We start from the raw sequence: 16,055 nt of genomic DNA on the forward strand, positions 1-16,055 counted from the left end.
CCGCTACATCCGGTACCAGCCGCTCGGTCGTTTCGCCGGCTTGCCCATCGCGATCCGGTGGAGCTCCCGCGCGGCATCCTGGTGGCCTGGATCCAGGTCGAGCACGCGACGGAGGTCCTGCACCGCGCCCGGCTCGTCGCCGATCCGACGGCGCAGATATCCCCGGTAGAACAAGGCCTGCGCGTGGTCGTCGCGCGCTTCGAGCAGCGCGTCGAGCTCGGCCACGCGGGCACGTAGATCCGCGCCGCCGAGGAGCGAGCGGATCCACACGGCGAGCGCGGCATAGTCGGGCTGCGTAGGATCGACCTCGCGCGCGAGCTGGCAAGCCGCGAGCGCGCCCGTGAGATCACGCTCCGCGATGCGCGACGTCGCGAGGCAGTAGAGCGCGTGCGCCGGGCGCGCGGCGTCCGGTTGCCCCTCGGGCGGCATGGGCACGGTGGGCGCTTTGTCGCTCTCCGAGGAGGGCGTGTCATGCGTCGGCGGCTCGGCCGCCGCGGGCTTGGGGACGGCCGGCGGCGAGGGGTCCGTCTCGACGACCGCGGACGGCGGCGGCTCGCTCACGGCCTCCCTCGGCGGAGGCGTCTCGATGCGGCGCGCGGCGAGCGTGAAAGCGCTCGGACGACCTCGCTTGCGCGGGCGCGGTTGCACGCGCGTGCGCTCGCCATCGCCCGCGAGATCCGGCGCCGCGGCGCCCATGCGATGCGACGCGGCGGCGCGCAGGCGGATCCGCGCGAGCGTCACGGGGCGCGCTGCGGCCGGCGGCGGCGCGGGCTGGATCTCTGCGCAGAGCGGCGTCGTGCCGAGGTCGAGGTCGAGCGAACGCGTGATGACGAGCGCGTAGACCATCCAGGCGAGCGTCTCTTCCGGCGCGAAACCAGCGGCGAAGAGCTGCGCGAGCGGGAGCGGGTTTTCGCGGATCCGATCGAGGATCTCGCGCTCTTCGGGCGTCGGCGCGAACCGCTCGATCGCGGCCGCGGGATGGAGGCGGATCGTGACGTCGTGCAGGCGCTCGATCGTCTCGGCCATCATCGACGAGGCCGCCGCGTGCGCGCGCACGCCGGCCCAGAGGATCGCGAGCGGGTGCATCGTCGAGGCCGGTGCTGCGTCGTCAACGAGGTCGGTGCGACCGTCGAAGTAGCTGTACGTCGTGTCCGCGCCGAGGCTGAAAAGACGCGTCATCCGCGTCGTGAACTGACGTGCCGCCGTCTGCTCGAGCAGCTCGCGCTCGACGCAGCCGGCGAGCAAGAGCGCGTCGCCGAGCAGCCCGTGCATCGAGAGCGCGCCTTGCAGCGTGGACTCGTCGAGCGCGCCTGCCTCGACGAGCATCTGCCCGAGGAGCGCATGCCCATCGCCGGGGCGGACCTTCACGGGCGCGCCCGCTTCGAGGCGGATCGCATGTTCGACGCCCGAGGCCTCGCGCAGGAAAAGCGCGCCTGTGAGCTGCTTGTCCAGCACGTAGACGAGCAGGTGCGCGAAGGGCGTTCGCCCGAGATCGCCTTCTGCTGTCGGAAGGATCTCGGAAGGCATGAGGGCTCGAAGGTACCACGAAGCGACCATCGTTCGTACACCGTTTGCCCGGGTGTGGGTGCCACGGAACTTTCCGCTGGGAAGCCGCCGGGTCGGGAGCGCGGCTCGGAGGGGCGTACAGGCCCACGGAACGGGGGCGGGCAGGGCGATGCGGGGGCCACGCGCGCCCGTGGTGCTTGGACTCACTTCGCTAGCATTTCGTTACGGTTTCCGCTCGATCGGGTGCCGTGAAGGGGGCCTCGGGTCGGGGGTTGTCCCCCCTGGCCGGACGGGTGCTAGGGTCTGCGAATGCCGCGCGGCCATGTGCTCGTCGTCGATGACGAGCCCTCCATCCTCACCACGCTCCAGAAGGCCCTCTCCCTCGAAGGCTATACGGTGGACGTCGCCGGCGGCGTGCGCATCGCCGAGGAGAAGCTCGCCAAGAAGAGCTACGACCTCGCGCTCTTCGACGTTGCGCTCCCCGACGGCGACGGCGTCTCGCTCCTCGAGAAGGTCCGCGTCTCCGGCTCGGACCTGCCCATCGTGATGATGAGCGGCCACGCCTCGATCGACGCCGCCGTCCGCGCCACGCGGCTCGGCGCGCTCGACTTCCTGGAGAAGCCGCTCTCGACCGATCGGCTCCTGCTCGTGCTCGACAACACGCTCCGCCTCGTGCGGGCCGAGGCCGAGGCGCGCACGTTGCGCGCGCAGGTCGGGCAGCTCGGGGAGCTCATCGGCGAGAGCCGATCGATGGTCGCGCTGCGCGAGCAGATCGCGCGGGCCGCGAAGGCGAGCGCGACGGTGCTCGTGACGGGCGAGCGCGGGACGGGCAAGGAGCTCGTGGCCCGCGCGATCCACATCGCCGGGAAACGCGCGAAGGGGCCGCTCGAAAAGATGAACTGCGCCGCCGTCCCGAGCGAGCTCATCGAGAGCGAGATGTTCGGGCACGAGGCCGGGGCGTTCACGGGCGCGACGAAGCAACGGCGCGGGAAGTTCGAGCGCGCGAGCGGCGGCACGCTCTTCCTCGACGAGGTCGGCGACATGCCGATGCCGATGCAGGCGAAGCTGCTCCGCGTGCTGCAAGAGCGCGAGATCGAGCGCGTGGGCGGGCACGAGACGATCAAGGTCGACGTGCGCGTGGTGGCCGCGACGAACCGTGATCTCGAAGCCGCCTGCCAGAAGGGCGAGTTCCGCGCCGACCTCTACGACCGGCTCAACGTCGTGCCGCTCGCGCTCCCGCCGCTCCGCGCGCGCCGCGAGGACGTGCCCTTGCTCGCGCGGCATTTCCTGGGTCTCGCGATGGCCGCGAACGATCGGCCCGGCATGGTCCTGGCCGAAGGCGCGGTCGAGGTGCTCACGGGCTACGGCTTCCCCGGCAACGTGCGCGAGCTGCGGAACTTGATCGAGCGGCTCGTGATCTTGACGCCCGACGCGAAGATCGACGCGGAGGACGTGCGGGTTTGTCTGGGTGGCGCGTCGGCCGGGACGCCGACGGGCCTGTTTCGTCCCGGCACGCCGTTCCGGGTGCTCGCCGAGGAGGCGGAGCGGCGGATCCTGGAGGAGGCGCTCGCGCACCACGGCGGGGCGATGGCGTCGACGGCGCGCGGCCTCGGCCTCGAGCGGAGCCACCTTTACAAGAAATGCAAGGCGCTCGGGCTGCGCGGCGACAAGGCGGAGGCCGAGGACGAAGGGTAGAGCTTGGTCGTGGCGAGGTAGGCCGCGGCGAGGAGCATAATCATGAAGTCGAAGACGTACGTTGCTTTGGTTCTTTCGGGTGCTCTGGGTCTCGGGCTCGGAGCGTGTCGCGCGACGGGCAACAATACGACCGGATTTGGCGGCGAAGGTGGTGAGGGCGGCTCGGGCGGCGCAGGCGCGTCGGGCGGCGGCGGCGTGGGCGCGTCGGGCGGTATGGGCTCGGGCGGAATGACCACGACGAGCACGGGCGCGGCGGGCGGCTCGTCGTCGAGCGGCTCGATGTGCACGCCGACGGGCGATGAGAACACCACGGCCGCGTGTAGCGACGGCCTCGACAACGATTGCGACGGCTTTAAGGACTGCAACGACTTCAACTGCGACAGCGTCGCGCCGTGCGCGAAGATCCAGGAAGCGTCGAACCCGCTCTGCTCCGACGGGATCGACAATGACATGGACGGCAAAACCGACTGCGAGGAGACGGCGTGTCAGGCGCTCGCGTTCTGCAAGCGTGAATGGTCGAACGGCCGCTGTTCCGACGGGATCGACAACGACGGCGACGGCAAGAGCGACTGCATGGACACCGATTGCCAGGCCGAGGGCATCGTCGTCTGCACGGGCGACCAGCCGGCGAGCCCGATGCCGGCGCAGGCCGAGTGGGGGACGCTCGCGAACGACGAATGCACAAACGGGCAAAACGAGGACGGGAACAACTTCATCGATTGCGCCGACAATGCCTGCCTCGTGAACCCGGACGTGTCGGCGTGCAAGAACCTCGTCCGGGAGGATTCGAACATCTTCTGTTCGAACGGCCTCGACGACGACAAGGACGGGTTCTCCGATTGCGAGGATCCCGGCTGTCAGCGCGAGGGCATCATCGTGTGCAACGCGAACGTGCCGGCGGACCCGATGCCCCCGGCGAACCAGTGGACGGCGCTGGCGAACGCGGAGTGTTCGAACGGCGCGACCGACGACGGGAACAACTTCATCGATTGCGCGGATTTCGGCTGCTCGCTGAGCCCCGACGTCACGATCTGCCCCGAGGCGAACGACGCCGAGTGCTCGGACAACGTCGACAACAACGGGAATACGTTCGTCGATTGCGCCGACAACTCCTGCAGCCGCAAGTCGAGCATCACCGTCTGCCAGCACGAGCTCACGTTCGCCGAGTGCAGCGACGGCATCAGCAACGACGGTAACCCGTTCGTCGATTGTGACGATTTCGCCTGCGCGAACAGCGGCGCGTGCGTGAAGTGATTCCCTAAAAGTATCCGTGAATCGTGGTCGCGACGCTCTGGTCGAGGAATTTTCCGTAGCCCAGGGCGTCGTGCTGCGTCCAGTGCGCGTATTCCACGAGGAACTGCAGGTAGTCGTTCATGTTGTAGCCGAGGCCCGGCTGGTGCATGTACTCGGTGACGCCGACGTCGTGGAAACGCGCGGCGCTCAGGTTGTAGCGGGCCACGAACTTCCAGATGCGCGCCTCGCCGCCGACGAGGAGGTAGTCGTTCTTCGCCGAGGCGCGGCCAGGGACGGCGGGCGTCGTGGCGGTCGCCGGGACGGGCGGGATCGGCCATTCCGTGACGCTCTGGCCGAGCTGGCGTGAGGCCTCGCCCCACGCGCTCACCGGGCCCACGTTGACCGTGTAATCGAGGGCGAACCGGAGCACGTCCCGGTTCGTCCCGGCGAGCGCCGGGATGTCGGCCTGGAAGTATTGCCCCGACACACCCAGGAGGAGCGAGGTATCCTTGTTCCAATGGTACGCCGGTTCGAGGCGGAGGACGGCAATGTTCCGGCGCCTGGCGCCGGGGATGCTGATCGTGTCGCGCCCGACGTACGAGCCGTTCGTCCGGCCGTCGACGAGGAAGTATTGCGCGAAATAGCCGAGGCGCGGGCCCTTCTCCTTGCCCACGGTGCCCTCGATCGAGACGCCGTAATTCGGGTCGAGCTTGATGCCGTCGTAGAAATGGATGGGTCCGAAAAACGAGTTGTCCCAGAAGAGGCCGAAGCGGCTGTACGCCTTGCCGACCTTCACCATGACCTTCGGGTGCTTGTAATAAAAATAGCCCTCTTCCAGCCAGGCCGGGCCTTCGTAGAACTCGCGCATGCGGGTGTCGCGCGCGCTCGCGTTGAAGAAGAGGCCAAAATCGCCGATCGAGCCGTCGAAATTCAGATGCGCGACGTGCATCCGGAGGAACGGCTTCTCCTCGGGCGGCTGGAAGGGCTGGTAGTAGAAGAGCCATGCGCCGCCGTGGAGGTCGATCTTGAACAAGGGCTTTGACGGCGGCGGCTCCTTCGGCGGCTTCGAGGCGTCCTTCGTCGCGCCGCCGTCCGCGGGCTTGGACCCGGACTCCGTCTTCTGCGCCGCGTCCGCTTCCCGCTGGACACGGCGCGGAGGCGTGGACGTGATGCCCTGTCCCAGGGCAAACGATGGCGTCGCGAGGAGGCAAGCGGCCCAAACCCATCCGACGATCGCACGCATGCCCGTTCTCCGCTCGCCCTCCACGGCCATCGTACCGGATCGCAGCGCGGCGCCGAAAAAGTTTAAGGGGATGTGCTGAGGGTCACTTGAAAGGTGCCGTGCACGGACGCTTGACAGAGGGCGCGGGATGGGGCAAAAACGCGCCTCGCTGACCGCGGTGAGGTAGCCAAGCGGTTAGGCAACGGTTTGCAAAACCGTCATACGCGGGTTCGAATCCCGTCCTCACCTCCAAAGATCGCCTTCTTCGGCCGGGATTCTTCGGCCTGATCACCAGGCGTCGTGATCGGCGCGGTACGACAGGGCGTCGACGAGAGCCTCGACGACCGCGAGTTCGCTCGCCCGGAGGCGCGGCGCCTTGCGGCCAAGCTCGATGGCCGCGGCGAGCCGGCCGTTCGCGAGCACAGGAACCATCCACGCCGCGTCACACGCGACGCCGAGGGCGAGGAGCCGATCCCGGACCGCCTGCCCCGCAGGGCCCGGCGCAGGCTCGGCCACGACCGTGTTGCCCTCCGCCGCCGCCGCGAGCGCCGGATCCACGAGGCTCGTCCGCTCGCCCACCATGTCCCGCGAAAAGGGGCCGTGGGCGTACAGGACGACCGCACCGTCGGGACGCACCACGTGCACGAGGCCGGCATCGGCCCCCGTGCGCACGACGGCGGCGTTGAACAGGAGGAGCAGCGCGTCGTCGAGGTCCGAAGCGCCCGCGAGGACGTCCTGCGGCATCACCTCGTCGGGAAAAACCGGCCGACCCGGCTGCGTGATGTCGTCACACCCGCCGCCCGGGATGGTCTCCGCGGGGCGAGGATGGTAGGGCGGCGTGGGCGCCGCGGAGTCGACCGAGACCACCGCGAGCTCGGACAGAGGTCGCCACACCTTCCACGCCTCGTGACGAACGTAGCTCCCCAGCGGCACCTTGCCCGCCTCGAGGCCACGCGCGATGAGCTCGATGCCGACAGGACCCACCGCGGTCGCCCCATCGGACACGTACCATCGATCGACGACACCCGCGCTGGGTTCGGTGAGCAGCTTGATGGATCGCATACGCCAAAATCCCTAACGAGGAAGGGACGTGATGGGCGGAATCTAGGCCAGTTGCGCATTGTGTCAAGGATACGACAATCGGGTGAAGACGAAAGTACGCGCGGGGATCATGAAAAATCGGGCAGAAGGCGAAGAAGGCGGGGATTTGACGCGCTCTGCGGCACGAGTTGCCGTGCCGGGGACGGTGTACCTGGTGGGCGGAGGGCCCGGAGATCCGGGACTTTTGACCGAACGTGGGGCCGAGCTTCTTTCGAGCGCCGAGGTGGTGCTGCACGATGAGCTGATTCATCCGGCCTTGCTTTCGCGTGTGCGGCCCGACGCCGTCGTGATGGCCGTGGGCAAGCGCGGCGCGGATCGCGCCTCGAAGCAAGCGAAGCAGGACGCGATCGAGGCGGAGCTCGTGCGGTTCGGGCGCGCAGGAAAGAGCGTGGTGCGGCTGAAAGGCGGTGATCCCTACCTGTTCGGGCGAGGCTCGGAGGAGGCGGAGGCGCTTTCGCGGGCCGGCGTTCCGTTCGAGGTGGTGCCCGGCGTGTGCTCGCCGCTCGGCGCGACGGCGTATGCAGGGTTTTCCCTGACGCATCGGGATCTCGCGTCGAGCGTGACGCTCGTGAGCGGGACGATGCGATCGGGCGCGGGATACGACTGGTCGGAGCTCGCGAGCGTGAAAGGCACGATTTGCGTGCTGATGGGGATGCACAACCTGGAGGAGGTCGTCGCGGGGCTTTTGGGGCCTTCGCGGCGGGATCCCGCGACGCCGGCGGCGGTGATCCAGTGGGGGACGCGGGCCGAGCAGCGGGTCGTGCAGGGGACGCTCGCGGAGATCGCAAACAAGGCGCGCGCTGAAGGGCTCGGGAGCCCGGGGATCGTGCTCGTGGGGGCGGTGGCCACGCGGCGGGAGGCGCTGCGCTGGTTCGATACACGTCCGCTGTTCGGGAAACGCGTGGCTTTGCTCCGGCCGCTAGGTCAAGCGCAATCGGCGGCGAAGCGGCTGCGGCAGCGAGGGGCCGAGCCCTACGTGTGGCCGGCGATCGAGATTGGTCCGCCGCCGGATCCGTCCGCGGTGTCGGCGCTCGTGCACGAGCTCGGCGCGTGGGACGTGGTGGCGTTCACCAGCGAGAATGGCGTGGAGCGGCTGTTTGCGGCGATCGCGGAGGCGGGCCTCGACGCGCGGGCCTTCGGGCGCGCGAAGGTGGCGGCGATCGGGACGGGGACGGCGGCAGCGCTGCTCGCCCGGGGGATTCGCGCCGATATCGTGCCCGCGGATTTTCGAGGCGAGGGATTGGCGGTCGCGATTCTGGCGGACGAGGAAATACGGAAACGTTTGTCGGAAAAGAAGATTGTGCGGGTGGTGATCCCGCGCGCGCTCGTGGCGCGGGAGGCGCTGCCCGAGATGCTGCGGGCGGCGGGCTGCGAGGTGCGGGTCGTGCCGGTCTACGAGACACGGAGAGCAGGGCCCGAGCGGGCGGCGGAGCTCGTGCAGCGGTTTTCGGAGAAATCGATCGACGTCGTATTGCTTTCGGCGACGAGCACGGTGGAGGGGCTCGTCGCGGCGCTCGGGGCGCAGGCAGGCGCGCTGCTCTCGGGCGTGACGGTCGCGAGCATTGGAGAGATCACGACGGAGAGCGCGCGGGCCCGGGGGATCGAGGTCGCCGTGACGGCGGAGACGAGCACGATGGAGGGGCTCGTGGAGGCGGTGGAGAGGTATTTTACGCGTAAATGACGGGCGGGCTCAGCCGAAGATGTGCTTGCGCGCGGCATTGGCGACCGCGCTCGTGGCGGCATTCTTGATTTTTCGCTCGCCGGTGATCGCGTAAAAGCGCTCTTTCACGGCGTCGGTGTGGCCGACGACGTGCAGGTCGTACTGGTTCTGGATTTCCCCTTCGATCACCGAAGGCGCGACGAGTACGCCCGCGCCGGCCTGGCCAAAGACCTTGAGGAGCGCGCTGTCGTCGAACTCGCCCACGACGCGCGGCCGGATCCTTTCGGACTCGAACCATTGCTCGAGCGAGCGGCGGAGCGTGGTGCCCTCGGCCGGCAAGAGGAACGGCGCGCCGTCGAGCATGTCCGGGAAAGGCCGTCGCGTGTCGAGCACGACCGAGGGCGCGGCGAAGAAGCTGATCCCGCATTCGCCGAGCAGATGGCTGTACGCCTTGATCTTCATGCCGGAGGCGAGCGGCGCGTCGGTGATCACCATGTCGAGGTTGTGGAGCGCGAGCTCGGCGATCAGCCGCTCCGCCTTGTCCTCGCGACAAACCATCCGCACGGGCTCCGCGAGGCCGAGGGCCGGTTCGAGCAGGCGGTGCGCGATGAGCTTGGGCAGGACGTCGGCGATTCCCACCACAAACCGAAGCGGCCTGCCCGTCGGACGGCCTTTGACGGTGTCGAGCAGCTCACGGCCAAGGGAGAAGATGTCGTCGGCATAACGAAAAACGACGCGCCCGACCTCGGTGAGGACGAGGTGGCGGCCGCTGCGGACGAACAGCTTTTCCCCGAGCGCCTCTTCGAGGGCACGAATCTGCCCGCTGATCGTGGGCTGCGCGAGCCGTAGCTCGTGGCTCGCCCGCGCGATGCTCCCCTCTCGCGCGACGACCCAGAAATAGAGGAGATGATGATAGTTGAGCCACTCCACAGTAGCGCCAGCATACCATCGTCTTTCCCGATGTCTCTCGTCCGATCCATCGGTTTTTCGGGCAAGTGACCTCGCTTCGGCTTCAGGAAATCCGAATCGGATTGGCGAGGATCCACAAGCGCTCGCGGATGTACCCCTCGCCGGTGTCGCCCACGTGCGGGCGGAGGTGGGTCGGCAGGATGCGGACCTCGACGCGGTACACGCCGGCTGGCGCATTTTCGAGGCGAATCGTGTCGCCCTCGGCCGCGACCGTGGTCCCGGACGCGTCGATGCGGAGCAAGCGCATGGAGATCGTCGGCGCATTGACGCCAGGATCGAGGTTATGGACCTTGGGAGCACGGGCCACGATTGTCGAGCCCGCGGGAGCCTGCCCACCCATTTCAACGACGGCGCCGTTTGTCTCGGCATGGAAGTCGAAGCCGGCCGGCGCCCCGAGGATCTCGAACGCGACGTAGCTCCGGCCAGCCGCGAGGGCAGCCTTGACGGAGGTCGGGGTGATCGGGCCGTCGACGAGCGCGATGTTCGAGAACCACCGCATGAGGCGGCGGTAGCTGTCGCCACGCTCGCCGTCGCGCAGGACACCCGGGAAGCTGTTCTCATGGACGTCGGTGCCCGCGATGCCCGTGACGTGGCGCGTGGCGAGCAAGGCGTCCCAGCGCTGGCCATAGATGGGCAGCTCCTCGAAGAAGCCGAGGAACGCGAGGTCGGGCTGCGGGCCGTCGTCGTCCTGGCGGGTGAACGGGAGGATGGAGGCGCCGCCGCCGTAGGCTTCGAGGCCGAGGTAGTCCTTGCGGATGTCCGGGTCGATGGCGGCGTGGACGTTGTAGACCTCGACGCCGTCGAAGGGCATCGAGGCGAGCCACGCGGGCGTGCGGGACTCGGTGTGCGCGATGAAGACGAGGGCGCCTGCTTCGTGCATCGCATCGACGGTGGAGGCGTCTTCGCCTTCGTAGGTCGCGCGGCGCGTGGCCGGGTCGCCGGGGAGGTGGCGTTCGAGGCCAACGGACATGAAGGTGTTTTCGTTGCCCGCGGTGACGAGGACGCGGCGGCCGTCGCCACACGCGACGTAGTTGCCAATGGGCGCGCCGTCCGCGCCGAGGACGGGTTCGTCGCCGGGCTGGATGAAGAGCAACGAGGGGAACGCGGCGTCCGCCATGTGGGCGGCGTGGTCGGTGAGGAAGACGAAGTCCTCGGCGGCGTCGCACATGCCGCGGCGGAGGTTCGCGACGCAGTCGGTCCGCGGCACGCCGCCGTCGTCGAGGCCTTTGCCGTCGCAAGCGTCGTGCGAGTAGGGCGAGTGGCTGTGGACGATGCCGCGGGCCTGCGTGAAGCCGCGCACGGGGCCAAGCGCGACGTCGCTCGGCGTGGCGAGTTTGTCCCAGGCGCGGGGCGCAGGTTTGACGGCGGGGGTTACGTCCTCACCGGAGCAAGCGAGGGCGAGGAGTGCGAGCGGTGCCGCGAGGAGCGAGAGGCGAGGCATGGCCCATGATAGGCCGCTCGCTCGCGGGAGGGATGGCTACGCGGGCCTGTTCGCCGAGAGCTCGACGGAGACCGCGTCGACCGAGACTGACGTGGGCGGGCCGAACTTCTTGACCTGCACGGTCACGGCAATCGCAGGCGTGTCCGCGAGGATGCGCGCGATGAGCCGCTCGGCGAGAATTTCGAGCAGCTTGTACGAGGCGCGCGTGCCCTCGTCGACGACGAGGGTCGCGAGCTTGTCGTAGTTGAAGACCTTCGCGAGGGTGTCCGTCCGGGGCAGACTCGCGACGGGCAACGTGACCTCGACATGGACGACGAAGTCCTGCGGCAAGTCGCGTTCGGCCCGCGAGACACCATGGCGCGCGCGGAACCGGATCCCTTCGAGTCGAATCCGGTAGCTCTGGGCGATCGACATCGCGGTCGGGCGATAGCACGCCCGAGCGTAGCCGAGCACGCGAAAAGGACGCGCGCGTGTGGTCGAGGCGCGGGGGCTCCGTTCGGACGAGCCGAGGACGCCCCCGATGTTCGAGCCGCGTTACGTTACCGCCGCTTCGAGAGTGCGTCGCGGTCGACCACGATGAGCCGTCGACCCGCCACGGCGAGCAATCCGTCCTTGCGGAGCGCGCCGAGGGTGATGGTGACGGTCTCGCGCGTGGAGCCGATCGACTGCGCGATCTCCAGATGCGTGATCGGCGCAGAGATCAACGTGCCTCGCGTGTCGGGTACGCCCCAGCGATCGACGGCGGCGAGGAGGAACTCGACGAGGCGGCCTTCCACGTTGCGGAAGAGCAACGACTCGATGCGATCCTCCGCCGCGCGCTGGCGGTCGACGAGGAGGCCGAGCAGCGCCACGCCGAGCGCGGGATCGTCGCGGAGCCACGCGTGAATCGAGGCGACCGGGAAGCGGACGACCTCGCTCTCGTCGATGGCGATCGCGCTCTCGGTGTACGTTTGCGCGCCGGCGAGCGCAGCCTCGCCGAGCAGATCACCGCTGCCGCGGTACCCGAGGGGGACCGTCTGTCCGGACGGAAGTTTGCGCTCGAGCCGCGCTCGCCCGTGTCCGAGCAGCGCGAGGGAGGTGACGTTGTCGTCCTGCTTCTGGATGGACATCCCAGCACGGACGACGTCGAGCTCGGCGACCTCGAGCGCGTTGTCGAACGTCGCACGAGCCACCTTTTCGAAGAGGGGGCAGAGCTTCAACGCGCGGTTGATGCGTACCTTCGGCGCGTCCACCGAGGGGCGTCGGTTATCCTGGATCGTGACCATGATTCATGGTCCATATTACCAGGATTGGGCGTAACGCGAGATCGCTAACGTGCTCCGACTGAAATTACGATGTCGCGGTGCAACGCGGCCTCAGCTTCGCGGACGAAGCTCTGGAATGTCCCATACGCGTCGGGCTGCACCCGGCCAGCGGGGATGGTGATCGCCCGTTCAAAGACGAGGGTGTCGCGATCCACGCGGTCGCTGACGGTCGCCGTACGTCCTCCGTCCTGGGTGGAAGCCGCCGCAAGTTGGGTCGTGACACGGGCCCCCTCGGGCAGTTTCACGCGGAGCCGAACATTCGAAAAAACCGATGATTGTTCGGAGATGTAGAGCGGCGTCTCACGCGCGGGGAGGGCGGCGAAGGGCGAGAGGCGGAGCGCGAAGGGCGGCGAGATGACCATGTCGCCGGTGCGGACACGCGCGAAGTCGTTCATCTCGAGGTCCATGACGAGGACGAGGGGCGCGTCGAGGTCGGCCGCGTTCTTGATGTCGAGCGAGCGCAGGCGCGCGCCGGGCAAGGCCTGGCCGATGAGCTTGGTCTCGATGGCCTCGTCGCGTTGCGCGTCAGGCAGGCTCTCGAGGGCGCTGCGCAGCATGATGGCGAACTTGCCCTCGAAGCGTTGTTCGAGCTTGATCGCCGCCGAGCCGTCGGCGCGAAGATCGACGGTGCCCTCGTAGGTGACGCCGTCGCGCGAGCCCGTGAGCGGCGTGGTTTCGCGCGGCGCGCCCTCCTTGAGGACGACGGCAGGCTGGCCACGCAAGGAGCTCGGGAGGTAGCCGAACGGCGCGAACTTGTCGCGCACGACCATCCAGCGCGCGCCACGCTCGGTGCCGAGGCGGACGGCGAGCGCGTTGAAGGACTCGGCGTCGCTGAGCGGGCCGTTGGAAGGCGGCGTGAGGCGATCACGCACCATGCCGAGCGAGGCGTCGATGCCGACGAGGCGGCAGAGGTAGAGGAAGGCCTCGGTGCGGTTGCCGCTCTTGCCGATGACGATGCGACGTCCGTCATCTTCACGAGACTGATCGCGGCCCTGCTCGACGTTCGCGAGGACCCAGCGATAGATGCGTCGCGCCTGCTCGTCGACGGACGCCGGCTTGGCAGGTTTGTCCTCGGCGTCGGGCGCGGCGCCGGTGACGATGCTCTCGGCGATCCGCTTGAGGCGCGGGTCGCGCGGGACTTCGTCGCTCGTGGCGTCGACGAGGCGGTCGATGCGGTCTTCGAGGTTGATGCCCCAGCCGATGCGCACGTTCGGCAAGAACTCCTGCGTCGGCGCGCTGCCCGGCTCCTCGGGGAGCGCGGGGCTGCGATCGACGCGGAAGCGACGCTCGACGAACGCGCCGTTCTCCTTGAGGGTCGGCTTCGGGACGCTGCCGCCGATCTCGACGTCGAGCGGGCGGTTCTTGGGCGTGACGACGACGTACTCGCTGATGAAGTAGGGGATCTTCTCCTCGCGGAAGAACCAGCGCGGGCCCTCGAAGCTGCGCCCGCCGCGGCCATCGCCGCGCAGCGTGTAGAGCGTCTCGGTCTCGATGTAGTCGCCCACTTCGAGGTGCGGCATGGTGACGGTGGGCTTGCCGTCGACGAACTCGGGTTCGAGGACGCGGCCGTCTTTCTTGACGGTGCGGAGCTTGAGCACGAGGCCCCGCGGCACGCGTTGCTCGGCGAGCTCCTCGATGGCCTCGCGCGATTGGATGCCGATGATCTCGTGCTCCAGCATGCGCGCCGATCCATCGGCGTGGACCCACAACGTGGCGTAGTCGAGGACGCGCGCCGCGGTGCCGGGCATGGTGACGCCCGACGCCTCGAACTGCGCGATGACCTTCTTGCCCTCGATGCGATACGGCGTGAGCTCGGTCGTGCCCTCGACGAGCTCGATGGCCTCGCGCAGCGCCGAAGGATCCGCGCCGGTCTGGATGGCCTCGACGAGCGCACTGCGGAGCGCCGTTTTGTCGCCGCGGGCGAGGCGCGCGTCAGCGAGCGCGAGGCGCGCGGAGGCGTTCTCGGGGTCCGTCTTGACGGCGCGTTCGAGGGCGTCGATCGACTCACGTTGCGCGCCGGCGCGGGTGAGGAGATCGGCGATCTTGATGGCGACGTCCGTACGATCGCGGCGGGTCTTTCCGATGCGATCGAGTTCGCGGATCGCGCCGCCCCAGTCGCGTCGTTCGAGCGCGCGCTGGAGGGCGACCTCGGCGTCGGGGTCGAGGGCCTCGATGCGCTTGGCGATCTTGTCGGCCTCGGCGACGTCGCCGCGCTCGTCGTGGAGGCGGAGGAGCGCGAAGAGGGCCTCGGTGTCCTCGGAGAAGCGCGCGGCTGTGTCCTTGACGGTGCGCGCATGCTCGACGCTCCAGCCGATCTGCGCGTACATGCGGCCGAGTCCCTTCAAGATGTCCGGGACCTCGCGGAAACGATCGGCGAGCCTCGCGACCTTGGCCGCGGCTTCGGGCGCGCCGACCTTGTCGGCCTCGTCGAGCGCGAGCCAGAAGAGCGAGAGCCAGAGGTCCGGGTCCTTGGCGACGGCGCGCGCGCGGACGTCCTTCACGAGATCACGCGCGTCGTTCTGCGGGAAGATCGGGTCCTTCTCGATGAAGAGCGCCTGCGTGGAGAGCGCAGGTCCGGTCGCGCGCGAGGGATCCTTCACGAGCGGTTCGAGCAACACGGAGGCGAGGTCGTCCTGCCCCTCGATGTGCGAGAGCCACGCGGCGAGGTAACGCGCGACGGGATCGTTCGTGTCGCGCGGCGCCGGGCGCGGGGTGCGCGGCGCGGCGGGGACGCCGAGCGCGAGGAGGAACGGTTCGAGGACGTTGGGATCGGGCAGGACGAGCGGCGGTTCGAGGACGTACGGCGCCGTAGGATCGTCGGAGGTCTCGGCGCCGAGGGGCAAGCCGTTCGGCGCGAGGATGCGGATGCCGGTCTCGGCGCTGCCGATCCGCGCGAGGATGCGGTGGCGGCCCGCAGAGAGGCGGACGCGCGCGCCGAAACGAGGCCAGATGCCCCAGTCGCGCGGGTCACGCGTGATGACCTCGACGTCGTCGATGCGGATCGAGAACGCGCCCTGCACGGCGACGATGAGCTCACGCTCGGCCGGCAACTCGAGGTAGGTCTCGGCGTAGAAGACGCCGCCGGCGACAGGCTCGGCGCTGCGGATCTGGCAGCCGCGTCGCTCGGTGGCGAGGACACGCGGGCGATCGGCGCGGCGCGGATCGGCCGGGAAGAGGCGAGGCCAGGGGCCGGCGCGTTCGGCCTCGAAATGCATGCGGTGATCACTCGGGGCGAGGTGGCCAAAAGGACCGGCGACGCGCGCTTTTTTGGCGCAGCCGAAGCGATCGGCCGCGATCTCCGTCGGGCTCTTGTCCTTGCCTTCGGCGTCCTTGCGCAGGCCTTCGACGCTCCACCACTCGGCGAGGTCGCTGCGCGCGCGCCAGCCGATGTGGCCCGGCTGATCGATCGTGCGCAGGACCGTGTCCTTCGCGAGGTCCCAGATGCCGGGGACGCTGGAGCGCAGGCGGAGCAGGTGGCTCGCCGCGTACCAGCCGACGAGCGGCGCGTCGGGGTGATCGGTGGTGCGAGCGGCGTTCACGGCGTCGAGGTGGGCGAGGGCGGCCGCGCGGAAGCGTCCGTGGATCTCGTCGTCGACGGCGCGCGCGAGCGAGGCGTAGAGGCCCTTGTTCGAGGCCTTGTCGAGCTTGCCGCGCGCCTCGCGGACCCGCGCCGCGTCGCCGCCGGGGACGAGCAGCTCGCCGAGGAGCCACCGGCCGAGGACCTCGCCGTCCTGCGAGGCGCTCGCATCGGCGCGCATGGCCTCGATCGGATCAGCGGCCGTCTTGGGGACGGCCGATCCGCAGGCGCCGAGGGCCGCGACGAGCGTGGCGGCGGTTGCGATGCGAGCGATCGCGGCGATCAGGCGAGAACGCATGGCCGACGTGTTAGCGCGGCCAAGCAGGGGGGGCGAGCCGTCCGGGAAC

General features: G+C 69.1%; 11 protein-coding genes and 1 tRNA gene. 4 read left to right on the forward strand and 8 right to left on the reverse strand.

Features of this window, described 5'->3' with window-relative positions; translation table 11 throughout:
• Positions 1–3 precede the first annotated feature (3 nt).
• Entirely contained in the window at positions 4–1,527 is a 1,524-nt protein-coding gene (locus QHF89_RS18735) for a tetratricopeptide repeat protein (RefSeq protein WP_136969075.1), read from the reverse strand.
• Positions 1,528–1,815: 288 nt separating this feature from the next.
• Between QHF89_RS18735 and QHF89_RS18740 the strand changes: the two genes are divergently transcribed.
• Together QHF89_RS18740 and QHF89_RS18745 are read left to right on the forward strand one after the other, a co-directional pair.
• Positions 1,816–3,201, forward strand: a complete 1,386-nt coding sequence (locus tag QHF89_RS18740; RefSeq protein ID WP_136928956.1) for a sigma-54-dependent transcriptional regulator — start codon at positions 1,816–1,818, stop codon at positions 3,199–3,201.
• Between the two features lie 42 nt (positions 3,202–3,243).
• Positions 3,244–4,455 (forward strand): hypothetical protein, encoded by a 1,212-nt coding sequence (locus tag QHF89_RS18745; protein WP_136969074.1) that lies wholly within the window; start codon positions 3,244–3,246, stop codon positions 4,453–4,455.
• A gap of 4 nt (positions 4,456–4,459) precedes the next feature.
• Here QHF89_RS18745 and QHF89_RS18750 read toward each other — a convergent pair whose 3' ends face one another.
• Positions 4,460–5,677 carry a hypothetical protein gene (locus tag QHF89_RS18750; RefSeq protein WP_136969073.1) on the reverse strand — a complete coding sequence of 406 codons (1,218 nt, stop codon included), beginning with the start codon at positions 5,675–5,677 and terminating at the stop codon, positions 4,460–4,462.
• 156 nt (positions 5,678–5,833) lie between these two features.
• On the opposite strand from QHF89_RS18750, the gene QHF89_RS18755 reads away from it, so the two are divergent.
• Positions 5,834–5,908 (forward strand) — tRNA-Cys (locus tag QHF89_RS18755).
• Between the two features lie 36 nt (positions 5,909–5,944).
• Here QHF89_RS18755 and QHF89_RS18760 read toward each other — a convergent pair.
• Positions 5,945–6,718 (reverse strand): GAF domain-containing protein, encoded by a 774-nt coding sequence (locus tag QHF89_RS18760; RefSeq protein ID WP_136969072.1) that lies wholly within the window; start codon positions 6,716–6,718, stop codon positions 5,945–5,947.
• Positions 6,719–6,827: 109 nt separating this feature from the next.
• Here QHF89_RS18760 and cobA point away from each other — a divergent pair, with 109 nt between their 5' ends.
• The gene (cobA, locus tag QHF89_RS18765) at positions 6,828–8,438 is read left to right on the forward strand and encodes a uroporphyrinogen-III C-methyltransferase (protein ID WP_136969071.1); all 1,611 of its coding nucleotides are present in this window, start codon (positions 6,828–6,830) and stop codon (positions 8,436–8,438) included.
• Between the two features lie 9 nt (positions 8,439–8,447).
• On the opposite strand, the gene nhaR is transcribed toward cobA, so the two are convergent.
• The 5 genes from nhaR to QHF89_RS18790 all read right to left on the reverse strand — a co-directional run bounded on the left by nhaR (position 8,448) and on the right by QHF89_RS18790 (position 16,006).
• Positions 8,448–9,347: a transcriptional activator NhaR gene (nhaR, locus tag QHF89_RS18770; RefSeq protein WP_284720667.1), complete on the reverse strand. Its 900-nt coding sequence runs from the start codon at positions 9,345–9,347 to the stop codon at positions 8,448–8,450.
• Positions 9,348–9,429: 82 nt separating this feature from the next.
• Positions 9,430–10,827, reverse strand: a complete 1,398-nt coding sequence (locus QHF89_RS18775) for a CehA/McbA family metallohydrolase domain-containing protein (protein WP_284720668.1) — start codon at positions 10,825–10,827, stop codon at positions 9,430–9,432.
• Positions 10,828–10,863: 36 nt separating this feature from the next.
• Positions 10,864–11,241, reverse strand: coding sequence for a dihydroneopterin aldolase (gene folB / locus QHF89_RS18780; protein WP_136928950.1), 378 nt, complete (start codon positions 11,239–11,241; stop codon positions 10,864–10,866).
• Positions 11,242–11,366: 125 nt separating this feature from the next.
• Positions 11,367–12,092 carry a Crp/Fnr family transcriptional regulator gene (locus QHF89_RS18785; RefSeq protein WP_136969069.1) on the reverse strand — a complete coding sequence of 242 codons (726 nt, stop codon included), beginning with the start codon at positions 12,090–12,092 and terminating at the stop codon, positions 11,367–11,369.
• 44 nt (positions 12,093–12,136) lie between these two features.
• Positions 12,137–16,006 carry a hypothetical protein gene (locus QHF89_RS18790; protein WP_136969068.1) on the reverse strand — a complete coding sequence of 1,290 codons (3,870 nt, stop codon included), beginning with the start codon at positions 16,004–16,006 and terminating at the stop codon, positions 12,137–12,139.
• Between the last annotated feature and the right edge of the window lie 49 nt (positions 16,007–16,055).

The organism is Polyangium sorediatum, from assembly GCF_029946465.1.
Lineage (GTDB): Bacteria > Myxococcota_A > Polyangia > Polyangiales > Polyangiaceae > Polyangium > Polyangium fumosum.

What these genes read in the sequence shown, in the direction of transcription:
- QHF89_RS18735 (WP_136969075.1), bottom strand. Translation starts at nt 1,527, where the DNA reads ATGCCTTCCGAGATCCTTCCGACAGCAGAAGGCGATCTCGGGCGAACG.
- QHF89_RS18740 (WP_136928956.1), top strand. Translation starts at nt 1,816, where the DNA reads ATGCCGCGCGGCCATGTGCTCGTCGTCGATGACGAGCCCTCCATCCTC.
- QHF89_RS18745 (WP_136969074.1), top strand. Translation starts at nt 3,244, where the DNA reads ATGAAGTCGAAGACGTACGTTGCTTTGGTTCTTTCGGGTGCTCTGGGT.
- QHF89_RS18750 (WP_136969073.1), bottom strand. Translation starts at nt 5,677, where the DNA reads ATGCGTGCGATCGTCGGATGGGTTTGGGCCGCTTGCCTCCTCGCGACG.
- QHF89_RS18760 (WP_136969072.1), bottom strand. Translation starts at nt 6,718, where the DNA reads ATGCGATCCATCAAGCTGCTCACCGAACCCAGCGCGGGTGTCGTCGAT.
- cobA (WP_136969071.1), top strand. Translation starts at nt 6,828, where the DNA reads ATGAAAAATCGGGCAGAAGGCGAAGAAGGCGGGGATTTGACGCGCTCT.
- QHF89_RS18775 (WP_284720668.1), bottom strand. Translation starts at nt 10,827, where the DNA reads ATGCCTCGCCTCTCGCTCCTCGCGGCACCGCTCGCACTCCTCGCCCTC.
- folB (WP_136928950.1), bottom strand. Translation starts at nt 11,241, where the DNA reads ATGTCGATCGCCCAGAGCTACCGGATTCGACTCGAAGGGATCCGGTTC.
- QHF89_RS18785 (WP_136969069.1), bottom strand. Translation starts at nt 12,092, where the DNA reads ATGGTCACGATCCAGGATAACCGACGCCCCTCGGTGGACGCGCCGAAG.
- QHF89_RS18790 (WP_136969068.1), bottom strand. Translation starts at nt 16,006, where the DNA reads ATGCGTTCTCGCCTGATCGCCGCGATCGCTCGCATCGCAACCGCCGCC.